Source organism: Acidovorax sp. 1608163, from assembly GCF_003669015.1.
Classification (GTDB): domain Bacteria; phylum Pseudomonadota; class Gammaproteobacteria; order Burkholderiales; family Burkholderiaceae_C; genus Acidovorax.
In genome coordinates this window covers 909,105-924,614 of sequence record NZ_CP033069.1, presented here as the reverse complement: position 1 = coordinate 924,614, position 15,510 = coordinate 909,105, and the positions used below count along the sequence as shown (strand labels likewise).

The 15,510-nt window shown below is 65.4% G+C and carries 15 protein-coding genes; 6 read left to right on the top strand and 9 right to left on the bottom strand.

The features are described 5' to 3' along the window. Positions 1-46: 46 nt before the first annotated feature. The 4 genes from EAG14_RS04135 to EAG14_RS04120 form a co-directional block, all read right to left on the bottom strand. Positions 47-997, bottom strand: coding sequence for an ABC transporter substrate-binding protein (locus EAG14_RS04135; RefSeq protein ID WP_369803876.1), 951 nt, complete (start codon positions 995-997; stop codon positions 47-49). Positions 998-1,157: 160 nt separating this feature from the next. Next, complete coding sequence (locus EAG14_RS04130; RefSeq protein WP_240456930.1) at positions 1,158-2,213, bottom strand: NAD(P)-dependent oxidoreductase; 1,056 nt, start codon at positions 2,211-2,213, stop codon at positions 1,158-1,160. Beyond that, positions 2,210-3,370 (bottom strand): acyl-CoA dehydrogenase family protein, encoded by a 1,161-nt coding sequence (locus tag EAG14_RS04125; protein ID WP_099741941.1) that lies wholly within the window; start codon positions 3,368-3,370, stop codon positions 2,210-2,212. Before EAG14_RS04125 ends, EAG14_RS04130 begins: the two co-directional genes overlap by 4 nt. After that, complete coding sequence (locus EAG14_RS04120; protein WP_121728147.1) at positions 3,367-4,218, bottom strand: class II aldolase/adducin family protein; 852 nt, start codon at positions 4,216-4,218, stop codon at positions 3,367-3,369. The genes EAG14_RS04125 and EAG14_RS04120 overlap by 4 nt, the downstream gene beginning before the upstream one ends. A 274-nt stretch (positions 4,219-4,492) precedes the next feature. Between EAG14_RS04120 and EAG14_RS04115 the strand changes: the two genes are divergently transcribed. Together EAG14_RS04115 and EAG14_RS04110 are read left to right on the top strand one after the other, a co-directional pair. After that, complete coding sequence (locus tag EAG14_RS04115; protein WP_121728146.1) at positions 4,493-5,530, top strand: ABC transporter substrate-binding protein; 1,038 nt, start codon at positions 4,493-4,495, stop codon at positions 5,528-5,530. Between the two features lie 81 nt (positions 5,531-5,611). Continuing rightward, positions 5,612-6,217 (top strand): molybdopterin-dependent oxidoreductase, encoded by a 606-nt coding sequence (locus tag EAG14_RS04110; RefSeq protein WP_121730289.1) that lies wholly within the window; start codon positions 5,612-5,614, stop codon positions 6,215-6,217. A 108-nt stretch (positions 6,218-6,325) separates the two neighbouring features. Here EAG14_RS04110 and EAG14_RS04105 read toward each other — a convergent pair whose 3' ends face one another. Further along, positions 6,326-7,543 (bottom strand): MFS transporter, encoded by a 1,218-nt coding sequence (locus EAG14_RS04105; RefSeq protein WP_121728145.1) that lies wholly within the window; start codon positions 7,541-7,543, stop codon positions 6,326-6,328. Positions 7,544-7,639: 96 nt separating this feature from the next. On the opposite strand from EAG14_RS04105, the gene EAG14_RS04100 reads away from it, so the two are divergent. From EAG14_RS04100 to EAG14_RS04090, 3 genes are all read left to right on the top strand, one after another. Next, positions 7,640-8,578 (top strand): LysR family transcriptional regulator, encoded by a 939-nt coding sequence (locus tag EAG14_RS04100; RefSeq protein WP_121728144.1) that lies wholly within the window; start codon positions 7,640-7,642, stop codon positions 8,576-8,578. Between the two features lie 65 nt (positions 8,579-8,643). Continuing rightward, a complete protein-coding gene (locus tag EAG14_RS04095) occupies positions 8,644-8,874 on the top strand; it encodes a hypothetical protein (protein WP_099656521.1) in 231 nt (76 codons plus the stop codon). A 93-nt stretch (positions 8,875-8,967) separates the two neighbouring features. Beyond that, on the top strand, positions 8,968-9,561 hold the full coding sequence (locus tag EAG14_RS04090; protein ID WP_371414398.1) for a nucleotidyltransferase family protein: 594 nt from the start codon (positions 8,968-8,970) through the stop codon (positions 9,559-9,561). A 132-nt stretch (positions 9,562-9,693) separates the two neighbouring features. Here the strand turns inward: EAG14_RS04090 and EAG14_RS23710 are convergent, their stop codons facing one another. Beyond that, positions 9,694-10,200 (bottom strand): type II secretion system protein GspG, encoded by a 507-nt coding sequence (locus tag EAG14_RS23710; RefSeq protein WP_121730288.1) that lies wholly within the window; start codon positions 10,198-10,200, stop codon positions 9,694-9,696. Between the two features lie 460 nt (positions 10,201-10,660). Continuing rightward, entirely contained in the window at positions 10,661-11,227 is a 567-nt protein-coding gene (locus EAG14_RS04080) for a hypothetical protein (RefSeq protein ID WP_121728142.1), read from the bottom strand. A 380-nt stretch (positions 11,228-11,607) separates the two neighbouring features. Between EAG14_RS04080 and EAG14_RS04075 the strand changes: the two genes are divergently transcribed. Further along, a complete protein-coding gene (locus tag EAG14_RS04075) occupies positions 11,608-13,023 on the top strand; it encodes a leucine-rich repeat domain-containing protein (RefSeq protein ID WP_121728141.1) in 1,416 nt (471 codons plus the stop codon). Positions 13,024-13,199: 176 nt separating this feature from the next. Here the strand turns inward: EAG14_RS04075 and EAG14_RS04070 are convergent, their stop codons facing one another. Together EAG14_RS04070 and EAG14_RS04065 are read right to left on the bottom strand one after the other, a co-directional pair. Next, complete coding sequence (locus EAG14_RS04070; protein ID WP_205603499.1) at positions 13,200-14,225, bottom strand: ABC transporter substrate-binding protein; 1,026 nt, start codon at positions 14,223-14,225, stop codon at positions 13,200-13,202. A gap of 50 nt (positions 14,226-14,275) precedes the next feature. After that, positions 14,276-15,382 carry an LLM class flavin-dependent oxidoreductase gene (locus tag EAG14_RS04065; RefSeq protein ID WP_121728140.1) on the bottom strand — a complete coding sequence of 369 codons (1,107 nt, stop codon included), beginning with the start codon at positions 15,380-15,382 and terminating at the stop codon, positions 14,276-14,278. Positions 15,383-15,510 lie beyond the last annotated feature (128 nt).

The window sequence follows — 15,510 nt, the reverse complement described above, 5'->3', positions numbered from 1 at the left end:
TCTGGCGCCCGTGCTTCGTCGCTTTGAACAGCCTCAGAACCTGTTCTCAGGCCAGCTGCGAGAACTGGCTGTCAAACGTCTTGCTCACATCGAGCTTTTGCTTGACCAGGCCCACCTTCAGGTAGAAGTCTGCGGTGCGCTGCTGGTCGGCCACCACCTGCGCGTCAATCGGCAGCCAGCGGGTGGCGCGGCGCTCAAACTGCAGGCGCGCGGCCTCTTCGGGGATGCCGATGACGCGGGCCAGTGCGGCGCCAAACTCGGCCGGGCGTTGGTACGACCAGACCTGGGCACGCTCCACGCGGGCCTTGAAGTCTTGCAGCACGGCGCGCTTGTTTTGCAGGGCCGATTCTGTGGCCGCCAAAAAGCTCAGGCCAGACGACAGGCCGCGCCCGCTGACCAGCACGCGCGCGTGCTTGCTGGTTTCGGCCAGCGCGGTGTAGGGCTCCCAGGTGGCCCAGGCGTCCACTGCGCCTTGCGTCAGCGCCAGCTTGGCATCGGCGGGCGGGATGAACTTGATCTGCACATCGTCGGCCGTGAGCCCCACCGCTTCCAGCGCCTTGAGCGTGACGTAGTGCCCGATGGAGCCCCGGTTGGTAGCAATGCTCTTGCCCTTGAGGCTGCTGGCGTCCTTGAGCGTGGACTGCGGCGTGACCAGGATGGCCGTGCCATAGGGGTCAGAGCGGTTGGCGGCAAAGGCCTTGACGCGGCTGCCTGCGGCCAGGGTGAAGAGCAGCGGCGCGTCGCCAATGGGGCCGAAGTCCACCGCGTCGGCGTTGAGGGCCTCGGCCAGCGGCGCAGCGGCAGGAAACTCCGTCCACTTGATGTCGTAGCTCAGGTCTTTAAGCTCACCCGCCGCTTCGAGCAGGGCGCGCAAGCCACCTTTTTGGTCGCCCGCACGCAGCACGGTTTTGGCCTGTGCATGCACCAGCACGGGCGAGAGGAAAGAGGCGGCTGACACCGAGGCGGTGAGCAGGCGATGGAACTGGCGGCGTTGCATGGTCATGGCAGATCAGATGAGGGGCAGGATGAACTTGCACCCATTGCATCAGCCCGCCCCCCAAACACCAACGAAGCGTTTTGCAGTTGGATATGCGGTTTGCAGTGGCGGTGTCTTGCGGCCGTTCGGCACTGCGCGGCGGCAGGCCATGCCCAGGCTTTCAGTAACTACCGTGGCCCCGCACCAGATCGTGCAGGGCCTCGCCGCGCACATAGCGCCCCAGGTTGTCTGCAAACTTTTGCGCCGTGAGCGCAGGCGCATTGGCGGCAGACCACGAGAGGTGCGGAGTGAGCACCACGCGGGGGTGGTGGTACAGCGGGTGGCCCTCGGGCAGGGGTTCGGGGTCGGTCACGTCCAGCGTGGCACGGGCGATGCGGCCGTCGTCCAGCGCCTGCAGCAAAGCGGTCTGGTCCAACAGCGCGCCACGGGCAATGTTGACCAAGTGCAAGCCAGGGCGGGCGTGCTGCAATGTCTGTGCGTTCAGCACCTGGTGGGTCTGCGCCGTCAGCGGCAAGGCCAACACCAAGTGGTCTGACTGCGCCAGCAAGGCCTCTAGCGAATCCACCCACTGCACCGCATCGGCAGGCGCGCGAGACGGGGGCTGAGGCGCTGTGGCCGATGCCGCAGGCGTGCGCCGCCAGGCCAGCGTGCGCAGGCCCAGCGCTGCAGCGCGCTGGGCGATGGCCTGGCCAATGGCGCCATAGCCCGCCAAGCCCAGCGTCTGCCCTTGCAACAAGGCCAGCGGGCTGTGGGTGGCGCGATCGAACGTGGCCCGCCACTGCTGCGGGCTGTGCACGCGCAGGCTGGTCCAGTTCTTGGCATGGTCCAGCAGGGCGGCCAGCACGTATTCGGCAATGGGCACTGCGGCCACGCCACGCGAGCAGCTCACCTGCGGCACGTCCCACAGCCAGGGCGGGTAGTAGTCCACCCCGGCCGACGTCACGTGCACCCAGCGCAGGCGCCCAGGCCAGCCTGCAGGCCGCGCTGGTGGTGGCTTCAGCCAGCCGTTGCGCGGGCCGGTCAGCAGCACATCGCCCTGCGCGGCCACGGCCCAGGGGGCATCGCTTTCTGCGTCCAGCAGCTGCACGCCCAGGCCCGCAGCCTGCACGGCCTGGGCAGCAGCGCGGCCCGCCTGGTTGATGACCACGGGGCGTGGCAAAAACAAAGGCGAAGGCGAAGGCGAAGAGAGGGAAGAAGGCACAGCGGCCACGTTCACAGCCCCAGCGCCAGGCGCCCCGCCGCCACACGGGCGCTGTCGTCTTGCGGAGTGTGGATGCGGCCGCACAGCACGTCGCGCAGGTGGCGCTCCAGCGGGTTCTTGCGGGCCAGGCCGTGGTTGCTGGTCAAGGCCAGGGCCTGCTCCACCGCCTGCACGGCGTTGCCAGTGGTGATGGATTTGATGAGGCCGCTGTGCACGGCCGACAGGGGCGCGCCCTCGTCCGCATCGCGGGCCAGGCTGGCCACCAGGCGCTGGTTGGTCAGCAGCAGCGCCTCGATGCTGCCCAGGGCCTCTTGCGCACGCGGCAGGGTAGCCAGCGCTGCGCCCAGGCTGGCGGGCTTGCGTTCGTGCAGAAAGCGCACCAGCCAGTCGCGCGCGGCCTGGGCCACGCCGGTGTAGAGCGCGCCCAGCATCACCGCCATCTCCACCTGCAGCCAGGGCTCGCCGCCAGCCCAGTCGGCCGGGGCGCGCAGGTCGATGGCGTGGTCGAGCGGAATGAGCACATCGTCCAACACCACGTCGTGGCTGCCGCTGGCGCGCAGGCCCAGGTGGTCCCAGGTCTCGACCATGCGCGCGCCGGGCAGGCCCGCTTGCACCAAAAAATTACCAACACGGGGAACCACCTCGTCGGTGCGCGCCCACACGCTGTACCAGCGCAGGATGGGCGAGCCGGTGGAATAGATTTTGTGGCCGCTGATGCGCCAGCCCTCGGGCGTGTGCCGCGCCACGGTGGCGGGCAGGCCGCCGCGTGCGGGCGAGCCCAGCTCGGACTCCACGCGCAGGGCGTTGACCAGGGATACGCCTGCCGCCGCCTCGGCCACCAGCTTGCGCGCCAGTGGCTCGGGCCACGAGCGCGCCGGGCGCGAACCGGGTACGCGGCCCATGCTGCGGTGCTGGATGTACTGCATGGTCAGCACCAAAGCCGTGGCCGGGCAGGCGTAGCCAATGGCGCCAATCACGCTGCCCAGCTGCGCCAGCGTGGCGCCCTGCCCGCCCAGCGCCTGGGGGGCGGCCAGCGTCAGCAGACCGGCCTGGTGCAGCGCCTCAAAGTTCTCGAACGGAAAGCTGCCATCGGCGTCGTGCGCCGCAGCGCGGCTGGCAAACTCCACCGCCAGCGTGCGCGCCGTCTGCTCCCAGGTCAGTGGCGCATTCACTGCAGCACCTCGGGCTGCTGGCGCACCACGATGTCGTACAGGCTCTGGAAGGCATGCTCGGCCCCGCCAGGGCGGCCGATTTGCGAATGCGTGAGCGCCGCCACCTCGGGCGAAATCGGGCTGGGTGTACCGGCCGCCTCGGCCAGCAGCTGGGCCTGGCAGGCGTTCTCTAGTGCGATGTACCACCACGCAGCCGACTCCACCGAAGGCCCGGCCGTGAGGATGCCGTGGTTCTTCAAGATCACGGCCTTGTGCTGGCCCAGCGCCTTGCCAATGCGAAAGCCCTCGTCCGTCTCCAGCACCACGCCACTGAAGTCGTCAAACAGGCCATGGTCGCCATAGAACACGCACGCGTCCTGCGTGAGCGGGTCAAGCTTGCGGCCCAGGGCCGACCAGGCCTTGCCGTAGGTGGAATGGGTGTGGGCGGCCGCTACCACATCGGGGCGCACCTCGTGCAGGGCGGCGTGGATAGCGAAGGCCGCACGGTTCAGCGGCCCCTCGCCCACCACGATCTCGCCCGCAGCGTTAACCAGCAGCAGGTCAGACACCTTGATCTGCGAGAAGTGGATGCCCAGCGGGTTGACCCAAAAGTGGTCGAGCCGCTCGGGGTCGCGGGCGGTGATGTGGCCCGCCAGGCCATAGTCAAAACCAAACTGCGCAAACAACCGAAAGGCCACGGCCAGGCGCTCCTTGCGGTAGCGACGCTCTGCCTCCAGCGTGGGGCGTGCCGGGGCGGGATCAAACCAGTCTTTGCGCTGCGGGTGGGGGTTGACGGCCAGGGCCGTGGGCGCAGAGTGGACGGAGGCATCGGCAAAGACATCGGGCACGGGCTTGAGAACGGCGGACATGGCGGCGGCTTTCAGTGGGGAGTTTCAAAAAGGAAGAGAAGGCAGTGCGCACCCACCATAGAAGCCCGCGCCCCCACCGCCAACGAAGAAATCCGCGTGACCACATGCGGTTTTGGCATGTGCAGCAGCGGCGCCCGCAGCCACGGCAGGGCAGCGGCAAGACGGCCTCATTTCTTGCATATCGATGCTACGCAACAGTCTTTGCGCAGTGGCCGCGCTTGGCCGAATCTCGCGGTCTTCTCCATCGACCCATATAACCCGCCTCACCCCTGCCATGTCTGACACCCATCCACTGAACCGCCGCCACCTCCTGCAAGCCAGCCTGGGCGCCGCCGCCTGGGCCGCCACGGCCAGCATGCCCGCCTGGGCCGCACCCCCGGCCCCCACGGCGGCAGACCTCTCCAAAGTCACGCTGCGCATCGGCACCTACAAGGGCCTGTGGCGCCCGCTGATCACCGCCGCAGGCCTGGGGCAAACGCCGTACCGCATCGAATGGCGCGAGCTGAACAACGGCGTGCTGCACATCGAGGCCCTGAACGGTGACGCGCTGGACGTGGGCTCGGGCAGCGAGATCCCGGCCCTGTTTGCCGCACGCCAAAAGGCGCAGGTGCGCTTCATCGCCGTGGTGCGCGAAGACCTCAACAACCAGGTCACGCTGGCGCGCAAGGACGCGCCCATCCAGCGCATTGCCGACCTCAAGGGCAAGCGCGTGGGCTATGTGCGTGCCACCACGTCGCATTATTTTTTGAGCAAGCAACTGGCCGAGGCGGGCCTGAGCTTCAACGACATCCAGGCCATCAACCTCACCCCGGCCGATGGACTCTCGGCCTTTGACCGGGGCGACCTGGACGCCTGGGCCATCTATGGCTACAACGGCCAGCTGGCGCGGCTGCGCTATGGCGCGCGCGTGCTCAAAACCGGGCTGGGCTACCTCTCGGGCAACTTCCCCATCTACGCCAACCCGCGTGCGGTGGACGACCCGCTCAAACACGCCGCCATTGCCGACTACCTGCAACGCCTGCGCCGTGCCTACCTGTGGGCCAACAGCAACTACCTGGCCTACGCCCAGGCCCAGTCTGCCGAAACCCGCGTGGCCGTGGGCGACCTGATTGAGCTGTGGAACAACCGCAGCACCGACTACGACCTGCGCGCCGTGGACGATAGCGTAGTGCAAGGCCACCAGGCCGTGGCCGACACCTTTTTGCAACTGGGCGTGCTGGACGGGCCTGCGCAAGTGGCGCCGCTGTGGGACAAGAGCTTCAAGACAGCGCTGGTCGCGCCCCTGGCCGCGCAGGTGGCAAAGGCTGCATAAAACACAGCCAGCCCAGCCCGGCATGCTGACCGCTTACCATCCGGCCCTCAACCGACGCAAAAGGGGACCAGGATGACAGCGATGAATAAACGCAATTTTGTGGCGGCTGGCGTGGGCCTGGCAGGCCTGTGGGGTGCGGCCAGCGCCAGCCAGGCGGCCCAGAAAGCGGCCCCCAAAGCCGCCCTGCGCGGCCCGACGCTGCTGACCGTGAGCGGCGCCATCACCCAGCCCAACCGGGGCGCGCTGGACACCACCATCGACCAGATGATGGGCAAGCACGGTATCCAATTCAACGAGGCCTACGCGCTGGACGCTGACGCGCTGCAGCGCATGCCCCAGGTCACCATCCGGCCCACGCTGGAGTACGACGCCCAGCGCCACACCTTGCAGGGCCCGCTGCTCACCACCGTGCTGGCCGCTGCGGGCGTGCCCGCCAACAGCCCCGTGCAACTGGTGCTGCGCGCCGTGGACGGCTACACCGTCAACATCAGCCTGGCCGATGCCCATGCCTACCGCATGCTGGTGGCCACCCACATCGACGGCCAACCCATGGCCCTGGGCGGCCTGGGCCCGCAGTGGGCCGTGTACGACGCCGATGTGCTGCCCGCCTTCCAGGGCAAAACACTCAAGGAACGCTTTGCCTTGTGCCCCTGGGGCCTGTACCACATCGACGTGCAAAAGGCCTGATCCACCGGTGTACAAACCCAGCGGGTGGGCGCTAGCGCTGGCCCATTCGCTATCATTTCAATAGCTTCTAGCGCTTTATCTGAAAGCGCCAGAGGCACTTTTTACCCATCACCGGCCCGCCAGCCGCACACCCAGCGCTGCCAGCGACCCCGCCGTGGCCAGGGCTACGACGCCCAGCCAACCCCACTGCGCCAGCGCCAGGCTGCCCAGCGCCGCCCCGGCCGACATGCCGATGAACATGCCGGTGAACAACAGCGCATTGAGCCGGCTGCGCGCCGCAGGGTCGATGCCGTACACGATGGTCTGGTGAGCCACCAGCGTGGCCTGCACGCCAAAGTCAAAGCCGATGGCGCTGACCACAATCAAGCCCAGTTGGGCCTGCGCAGGCAGCAGCGGCGCCAGCGCCATCACCGCAAACGACACGGCGGCCAGCCCGGCGCCGTAGCGCGTCACCACCTCGGGCCCACGCTTGTCGGCCAGGCGCCCGGCCAGCGGGGCGGCCAGTGCCCCCGCAGCCCCGGCCAGACCAAACGCGCCCGCCGCCGCCGTGCCCAGGTTGAACTGGCTGTGCAGCATCACCGCCAGCGTGGACCAGAACGCGCTGAAGCCCACGGCCAGCAGCCCCTGCGCCCAGGCCGCGCGGCGAAGCGCCGCGTGCTGGCGCCACAGCGCCACCATCGAGCCGATCAGCGCGCCATAGCCCAGCTGCGTGGTCGGCGCAAAGCGCGGCAGCCCGCGCCACACCGCCACCGTCAGCAGCGCAATCGCCACGGCCGCCGCCACATACACCGTGCGCCAGCCCCACTGCTGCGCCACAAAGCCGCTGACCACACGCGACAACAAGATGCCCAGCAGCAGCCCCGTCATCACAATGCCCACCATGCGCCCGCGCTGTGCGGCCGGGGCCAGCGTGGCGGCAGCGGGCACCACGTCTTGCGCCACCGTGGCCGCCAGCCCCACGGCCAGGCTGGCCGCCAGCAGCGCGCCCATGCCGGGCGCCAGGCCGCTCAGCAGCAGCGCCAGCATCAGCGCGATGGACTTGATGACGATGATGCGGCGCCGGTCATACCGGTCGCCCAGCGGCGCCAGCAGCAAGATGCCCAGCGCATACCCCAGCTGCGTGAGCGTGGGCACCAGACCCACCACGCGGCTGTCGGCCTGCATGTCGGGCCCCAGCACGCCCAGCATGGGCTGGCTGTAGTACAGCGAGGCCACGCTCAGCCCCGCCGTAGTGGCCAGCAGCAACAGCAGCGGCGCGCTCACCGCCACCACAGCCCGTTCTGCACCCGCCGCCCCGTTCTCATGCGCACTTTGAATGGAAGACATCTCAACCCCTGTTTAGCCAACGAAGGGGCCGATTGTTCTCAAGCGGCGGCGCGCTGGGTAGTGGGTTGCGCTGCAGATTTGTTATACGCTGAATGCATGACCAATGCCTTACCACCCGGCGCCGACCGCATCGAGCTGATGCAGACCTTCATCCGCATCGTAGAGGCCGGCAGCCTGTCTGCCGCCGCCCAGCAGCTGGGCACCAGCCAGCCCACCGTGAGCCGCCGCCTGCAGGCACTGGAGCGCAGCCTGGGCATCAAGCTGCTGCAGCGCTCCACCCATGTGATGAAGTTGACGGAAGACGGCGACCGCTGTTTTGCCCACGCCAAGGCCCTGCTGGAAGACTGGCGTGCCATGGAGGACGACCTGCGCGGCACGGCCGACACCCCGCGCGGCACCCTGCGCGTGCTGGCGCCGCACGCCTTTGGGCAAGACCAGTTCATCGCCCCGCTGATGGCCTACCTGCGCCGCTACCCCGAGGTGGACGTGGAATGGATGCTGCACGACCGCCGCCCCAACTTCATCGCCGAAGGCATCGACTGCGCCATCCAGGTCGGCGCGGTGGACGACCCCACCGTGGTCGCCGTGCGCCTGGCCGAAGTGCCCCGCATCGTGCTGGCCGCCCCTGCCCTCATGGCCGGGCGCCCCACGCCCCAGCACGCGCAAGACCTGCAACCCCTGCCCTGGCTGGCCCTGAGCACCTTCTACCGCCGCGAGGTCACGCTGACCCAAGCGCCCGGCGGCGAAGCCCATACCTTTGGTATCACCCCGCGTTTGGCCACCGACAGCCTCTACGCCCTGCGCAGCGCCGCCCTGGCGGGGCTGGGCGCGTGCATTTCATCGGCATGGATCGTGGACAACGACGTGCGCCAGGGACACCTGCTGCACCTGGTGCCCAACTGGCATGCGGCGCCGCTGCCGGTGTACCTGGTGTACCCGTATGCGCGGTTTTATCCGGCACGGCTGCGGTTGTTTTTGGAGGCAATGCGGGGGGCGATGCCGGGGTTGGTGGGGATGCGGGCGGTGGGGTCATGAGACCATTGCCCCCTCCGCCAAAGCAAGCCACTTGTCACGCAGTTACCAAAGGAGCCGCCTCCTCCATGTCGCACCGCTTTAATGTTTTTGGACGCATCATCGCCATCGAACGCTCAGGTACCGCCTGGACCGCCTACCACATAGGCAACGAAGGCAAGCGCCGCGCCGCAGGCCTCGCGATCCCCTCTGATGTGCCTCCGGCCGAGCTGGCGCAGTATCTGTACGACATCTATCACGAGTCGGCAACACCGACGAACGGAGATGTTTTTGAGATTGCACCTGGGCAGCAGGGCTAGAGAAGTCCTGCACAACTTACGGTGGTCTGCCGCAGCGCAGACCTTCACCAGCGACGCCGCCACAGCTTGGCATTCCCGACATCAAACAGAACCATGCCACGCAGTCAAAACTCCCAACCAGAGCTGGAGCGAAGGCTGGTTGCAATGGTGCGTTCCTCCGAAGGCTTGATGTCTGCATTGGTAGCAGTCCGCTCGCTAGGCCTGGGTTCTTGGTGCATCGGCGCTGGTGCCGTACGGTCGCTGGTATGGGACACCCTCCATGGGTTTGACAAACCGTCCGCCCTTGAAGACGTCGATGTCGTCTACTTCGATGACGCGGCTGACGCCCCCCATCAAGAGGCCCGTCTTGAGAGCCGTCTGCGTTCGCTCCTGCCAGCCTTGAAATGGGAGGTCACCAACCAGGCCACAGTGCACCACTGGTTCGCCGATCACCTCGGACAGATAGTGCCTGCGCTCGGTTCCCTTGAAGAAGGCGTGGCAACGTGGCCAGAATTCGCCACCTGTGTCGGCGTGAACCTGGACACCGAGGATTCGATAGGAGTGGTCGCACCCCATGGGCTTGAAGACTTGTTCGACCTGCGGGTCAGACACAATCCGCTCAGGGCAAGCGTGTCAACCTATCAACAACGCATCGAATCGAAGCGGTTTGGTGCGCGGTGGCCGCTGCTTTCCATTGACGCAGGTTGAAGGCGAGATTCGACCAGGAACAGCCAGTCACCGCAAATGAAAGCGGCCGTTCAACGTGCGTGTAACCAGCGACATGCGAGAGGAGGCAGCGCAGCGGCCTGATGCTGCATGGCGTCCGTGTTGACTAGCTGGTTAGGTTGCATTCTTGGTACGCTTTCTCCAAAGCCGCCATGTGAATTCACCAAAGAGCGCCACAGCGACAATTAGGATCGAAACCACACAGAGCGCCTTTGCAACATAGGAGGGGCTGGGCGAGCATGTCAAGTTGTAGGCTTTGCAAGCGTACTTCTTGTCCCCTACGACGACGTCATCACCTCCCCCCGCTTGGGCTGTCCCGTCTTTTCCGATTGAGTAGACAATGAAACCGTCCCCTGTTGCGACGCGGTCAAGTACGTAGGGGTGACCCCAAGGATCTAGCGGAACCCGTGTTCCACCCAACTCAACAAGAGACTTTGGCAAGGCTTTGTGAGTTTGTCGGTGCAGCAGAACGAGCTCATGAAGGATGCGCAACTCTGCTTGAGCTGTGCGCAATTGGTTGCCAGAGCCCGGCCCATCGGCAACTGTGGGCGAGCCAACCTCCAGAGCTACCAAGATGGCCGCCGATGTGCACAGAGTAGCGATCAGTATGCCGAGGTGCATGCAGAGGATGATGTAATCTAACGCGACGTATTCCACAAAACCTGCGACATGAACTGGACCACGCAGGATCTTTTGTGCATTGAATTTTCCGGGATTAGGCTAACAGCTTGGGTTTGCAAGCAGACGCCTGAAGGTTGCTCCGGCATTTAAATTCCGCGGCATCCGGCAAGCGTTAAGTCATCGAACTATAGCGTCCCACTGGGCTAAACCTGAAACGCTTTCTATACGTTTTGTAGGCCCATCTATCTGAATCATTGACCGCTTTGGGGAAGGGATGCCCACTGTCGGATATGAGCCCAAAGCAATCAGAGTGACCGGCCTGGAGGCCACGGCAAGGCCCGTGATGATGCGAACGGGCTCAGCGGGCAAGCGGGTGAGCCGGATGCAAACCTTGGCTTAGGCCTCTCTGTAGAACAGATTCGGGCCGCTGGTGCGACTCAAAGCGCGCAGGCGGTGGGGACTACAAACTACTTGCAGCACTCCACATGTTCTCCCGCCCAACCGACGCAAGCCATTTGTTGAACTGATCACGGTATCCCTGCCAAGGCTCAGCCAACGTAGCACGGGTGTCTTCACTCAGTGAATAGGCCATGCCCTCAATCAGCCAAGATGGCATGAAGACACGACGCAAGACACCAAACTGTTGCACTTGCAAATGGTGAATGAGCTCATGCCGTACGTAATGCGCATGCCATGCGTTAGGGCCGATGACAGTGCCCATGGTGCCCACGGTGACGGCAGACCTGGCCCCTAGGCCAAACCGGTCGGCACAGGTTTGCGTTGAGCAGAACACCACCAAAGGTTGGCCGTTCATGGGGCCAACATGGTTGTGAACGAATGAGAGCGCCTCGCGATAGAGCGTTGTTGCTTCCGGCAGTTTCTCTGGGGTCTCCACGCAGATGGAATTGTTGGCGCATTGCATCCCGAAGGCAGCCGGTGCGATGACGCGAACTGGCTTGACAATGAACCAAGCCGCAACCGGAACAACCACGAACAGGAGAAAGGCAATTCGAAGTGCGATTTTCATTGGGCGAACTGTAGACGCCAAACGAACAATCAAGGTGCAGACGGAGCGAAGCAAGGGAACCACAAGCACAAGCTTTGGCTGTGCCAATCGACTGAGGGGATGGGCTCACTCTGCTTTTTTTCGCCACATTGGCACTCTGGTCTTCATTGGTGCAGAGACCCGGCTCAACAACAAATGAAGTTTGGCGTGTATCCCATGGAGGTGGCCGTAGCGACTTGGCCAAATCCGTCTTCCCGCTGATACAACGCGCCCACTGGACAACCTGTCCACTGCGTTCGCAGGGATGCCCCCTATGATCAACGGACGCAGCCCGCTTCACGCTGGCAGCTCGCTTTTCGGGCGCTTTGTGCCCCCTGTTCCATCACACCCAACCAGAAACCATGGCCCAGATCAAATCCAAGTGGACCGACTCGATCTACTCCCGCGTCAAGGTACTCAACCACTCCAATGGCCTGCGCCTGGAGCGCTTTACCAGTGAAGAACTGGACCAAATTGCCGACTGCGACGATGTGCTCGAACTGACGCTGGACCGCAGCAAGATGAAAGAGCCCTTGGACTTGGCGCGCATCGCCCACATCGCCAGCCTGCGCAAGCTGGAGCTGCAGGGGCTGAAGTTCACCAACCTCCAGGCGCTGCGGGCACTGCCGCGCCTGGGGACGCTGATCATCGACAACTGCCGGTTCTCGGACTTTGATGCGCTCAACGGCTTCAAGGTGTTGAGCCACCTGTTCCTGTTCAACAACAAGTTGACGGCCATTCCTGCAGGGCTGGACCTGCCGCAGCTCAAGGCCCTGTTCCTGTCGGGCAACAACATTGCTGACCTGCACTTCGTACAGAGCTACCCCGGTCTGGCCTTGCTGCATGTGGACCGCAACCAGATCACCGATCTGTCCCCGTTGGCCGCATGCCCGGCCGTGGTGGACCTGGACGTGCAGGACAATCCCGTCACCAGCCTGGCACCGCTGGCGGGCAGAAAATTCACCAGCTTTTACGCAGACCCACAGCACCACGAAGAGCAGATCGCCCTGCGGCTTAAGCAGGATGAATGGCCCAGGGGGGAGCCCGTCGCAGAAGACCTTAAGGCAACGCGCCACGTGGCCGACCTGATGGCGAAAAATGATTGGCCAGCGCTCTACGCCATCACCGATTTGGCGCTGCTGGGCCGGGCCTTCGCTAGCTTATTGAATCGGCGTGGTGACGCAGCGACCCTGCGCGGTGCACTGGCGCACCCGGCGGAGGGCGCATTCCACGCCATGGTCGCCAACGGCCTGCGCCCGGACAAAGCGATGTCGGACTTGCTGGCGTACGTGCTCTGTGAAAACGGCGAACGCACCATCGCGCCGATGACCGAGTGCTTTTACACGGCGCTGGCACGGCCCACCTACCAGGAGGAGTTCTACGTCGGCAAGATGGAGTCCGAGCACGAGATCATCATGTGCGTCCTGACGGGTATCGCCAGCCCGGCCTGCACCGAGCTGTTCCTCGCCTTCTTCAACGAGCGCGAAGGCTTCTCTGAGAACTATCTGTACCTCTGCAAGCACCTGCTCGACGTGGTGGGTAAGACCAAGTCTGCGCAGTTGGCGGAGCCCATCATGGACCTGCTGCGCTTTGAGCAGAAAATCATCGGCGGCGACCCAGCCTTCATGAAAAAGATCTTCAAGGCCATTGGCCAACTGGGCCGCAAGGCCGACGCCGCCATGCTTGCCAGCCGCTTCAATGCGGCCGCTGAAGAAAGACCGGATGTGCTGCTGGCGTATGAAGCCACGCTGGCGCGTTTGGAAAAAAAGAAAGCCTGAGACGTTCTGGGCGGCGGGATGGCATGGGCCCGGCAAGCTGCGGGGCTTCGCCCCACGCCCTCCAGCCTCGAAAAAGCCAAAGCAGCGATCAAAATCGCTCTCATTTCAATAGCTTCCAGCGCCTATCCATCAAGCGATAGAGCCATTTTTTCTTCAAATTTAAGGCTCTAACCCAATCACGCCGCACCGCGCCACACCTGCGCATCCGTGATCGCCGCCACGTCCACCCGTGTGGGCAGGATGCCGTCGCGGGCGGAGCGATCGGCCACCGTCTGCAGGGCTGCGATGTCTGCCTGCGTCACTGGACGGGCCGCGATGGCGGCGCGGCCGGTGATGGTGCGAGCAGCCTCGATAGGCAGGCGGGTGAGCTGGGTGTAGACCTGGGCATAGGCCTCGCGGTTGGCCAGGGCCCACTCGCCAGCGCGGGCCAGGCGGTCGAGGTATTGCACGATGGCGGCACGTTTGGCGGGGTCGGCCAGGGCAGCGTCGGTGGCGGTGATGAAGCCCAGCGCGGTGTTGATGCCGCGCCCGTCGCGCAGGATGCGGCCGCCTTGTTGCAGGGCGATGGTGTAGTACGGGTCGAAGATGGCCCAGGCGTCGATTTGCTTAGACGCGAACGCAGCGGCAGCATCGGTGGGCAGCACGAACTTGACGGTGACTTCTTCGCGCTTGACGCCCGCTTCTTCCAACGCACCATAGAGCTGGTATTGCGAGATGCTGCCGCGTGCGGACGAGACGATCACCGTCTTGCCGCGCAAATCGGCCACGCTGCGCAGGGCCGAGTCGCCTTGCACCACGATGCCCAGCGAGTCGGGCTGGCCGACGCGGGTGGCCACGATCTTGAGCGGGGTCTTGCCCACGGCGGCGGCCAGCACGGGCAAGTCGCCCGCCATGGCGGTGTCTACCGCGCCGCTGCGGTGCGCCTCAAACAGCGGGGCTGCGCCCTGGAAGTTGGCCCAGCGCCATGCAAAGGGCGCGCCGTCGAGCGTGCGCGATGCCTCGAACAGGGCGCGCAGGCCACCGGCCTGGTCGCCCAGCACCAGGGCGGCCTGTCCACTGGATTGGGCGCTGATTTGAGCCCAGGTGGCAGCGCCCGACAAGGTGCCTGCCATGCCCAGCGATGCGGCACCCATCTGCTGCAGCCAGCGGCGGCGGGTGCCGTGTGCGGGGTGGATCGGGGCGGAGGGAATCAAAAGGCTCATAGCGTTTGCAGGTTCCGTGGGTTGCACGTCGGCAAGGGGGTGCACTGGCATCACGCGGCCTTGCGTTCGGCGGGCTGGGCGGCGCGTGCGGCTTCGCGCTCGGCCACCTTGGCGCGCACCAAGGGCAGCAGGTCGCGGCCGTAGGCGATGGTGTCCAGCAGCGGGTCAAAGCCCCGGATGAGGAAGGTGGTGATGCCCAGGTCGTAGTACTTGAGCAGGGCGTTGGCCACTTGCTCGGGCGTGCCGACCAGCGAGGTGGTGTTGGAGCGTCCGCCGGTTTCGCGGGCAATGGCCGTCCACAGGTGTTCGTCCACGCGATCGCCCTTGGCGGCATCGGCCAGCAGACGGCGAGCGCCCTCACTTTGCTGCGGGCCACCGCGTGCGTAGCCTTGGTCCACGCGCAGGCGGCGGGTTTCTTCGAGGATGCGGTAGGCACGGGCCCAGGCTTCGTCTTCGGTGGCGCCCAGGATGGGGCGGAACGAGATGCTGAACTGCACGGTGCGGCCGTGGCGCGCGGCCTCGGCGCGCACGCGGCGCACCAGGTCGCCCGCCTGCTCCAGCGATTCGCCCCACAGGGCGTACACATCGGCGTGCTTGCCCGCCACCTGCAAGGCGGGGGCGGATGCACCGCCAAAGTAGATGGGCACGTAAGGGGCCTGCACGGGCTTGACCTCTGACCACGCGCCTTTGACACGGTAGTACGCGCCTTCGTGGTCAAAAGGTTTGTCGGCCGTCCACACCTGGCGCAGCAGGCCCAGGTACTCGTCCGTGCGGGCGTAGCGCTCGTCGTGGCCGACAAAGTCGCCATCGCGCTGCTGGTCTTCGTCTGAGCCGCCGGTGATGTAGTGCACGGCTACGCGGCCACCGGTGTAGTGGTCGAGCGTGGCGAGTTGGCGTGCCGCCAACGTGGGCGCCACAAAGCCGGGGCGGTGGGCCAGCAGGAACTTGATTTTGTCGGTGACGGACGCTGCGTAATTGACGGTGAGCAGCGTGTCGGGGCTGGAGGAGCTGGCGGGCACCAGGATGCGGTCAAAGCCCGCGTGCTCGTGCGCCTGCGCAAACACGCGCACGTAGGCTGGATCGACTGCCGGGCCTTTGCGGGTGATGGTTTCAGAGACTTCGTGCGGCTGGATCATGCCGATGAACTGGACGGACATAGCGGGCTCCTGGAACAGGGAAGAGGGGGAAATTTGCAGCCCATGATCTGCGCCCGCCCCGGCCACGCCAACGAAGAAAAACGTGTTTGTAAACTCTGGCTTTGCATACCTGGCCACCGCAAGGCAAG

Excerpts from the sequence above, each read along its gene's own strand:
- EAG14_RS04100 (WP_121728144.1), top strand. The coding sequence starts at position 7,640 with ATGACCAATGCCTTACCACCCGGCGCCGACCGCATCGAGCTGATGCAG.
- EAG14_RS04135 (WP_369803876.1), bottom strand. The coding sequence starts at position 997 with ATGCAACGCCGCCAGTTCCATCGCCTGCTCACCGCCTCGGTGTCAGCC.
- EAG14_RS04105 (WP_121728145.1), bottom strand. The coding sequence starts at position 7,543 with ATGTCTTCCATTCAAAGTGCGCATGAGAACGGGGCGGCGGGTGCAGAA.
- EAG14_RS04095 (WP_099656521.1), top strand. The coding sequence starts at position 8,644 with ATGTCGCACCGCTTTAATGTTTTTGGACGCATCATCGCCATCGAACGC.
- EAG14_RS04110 (WP_121730289.1), top strand. The coding sequence starts at position 5,612 with ATGAATAAACGCAATTTTGTGGCGGCTGGCGTGGGCCTGGCAGGCCTG.
- EAG14_RS04075 (WP_121728141.1), top strand. The coding sequence starts at position 11,608 with ATGGCCCAGATCAAATCCAAGTGGACCGACTCGATCTACTCCCGCGTC.
- EAG14_RS23710 (WP_121730288.1), bottom strand. The coding sequence starts at position 10,200 with ATGCACCTCGGCATACTGATCGCTACTCTGTGCACATCGGCGGCCATC.
- EAG14_RS04080 (WP_121728142.1), bottom strand. The coding sequence starts at position 11,227 with ATGAAAATCGCACTTCGAATTGCCTTTCTCCTGTTCGTGGTTGTTCCG.
- EAG14_RS04120 (WP_121728147.1), bottom strand. The coding sequence starts at position 4,218 with ATGTCCGCCGTTCTCAAGCCCGTGCCCGATGTCTTTGCCGATGCCTCC.
- EAG14_RS04065 (WP_121728140.1), bottom strand. The coding sequence starts at position 15,382 with ATGTCCGTCCAGTTCATCGGCATGATCCAGCCGCACGAAGTCTCTGAA.
- EAG14_RS04090 (WP_371414398.1), top strand. The coding sequence starts at position 8,968 with ATGCCACGCAGTCAAAACTCCCAACCAGAGCTGGAGCGAAGGCTGGTT.
- EAG14_RS04070 (WP_205603499.1), bottom strand. The coding sequence starts at position 14,225 with ATGAGCCTTTTGATTCCCTCCGCCCCGATCCACCCCGCACACGGCACC.
- EAG14_RS04115 (WP_121728146.1), top strand. The coding sequence starts at position 4,493 with ATGTCTGACACCCATCCACTGAACCGCCGCCACCTCCTGCAAGCCAGC.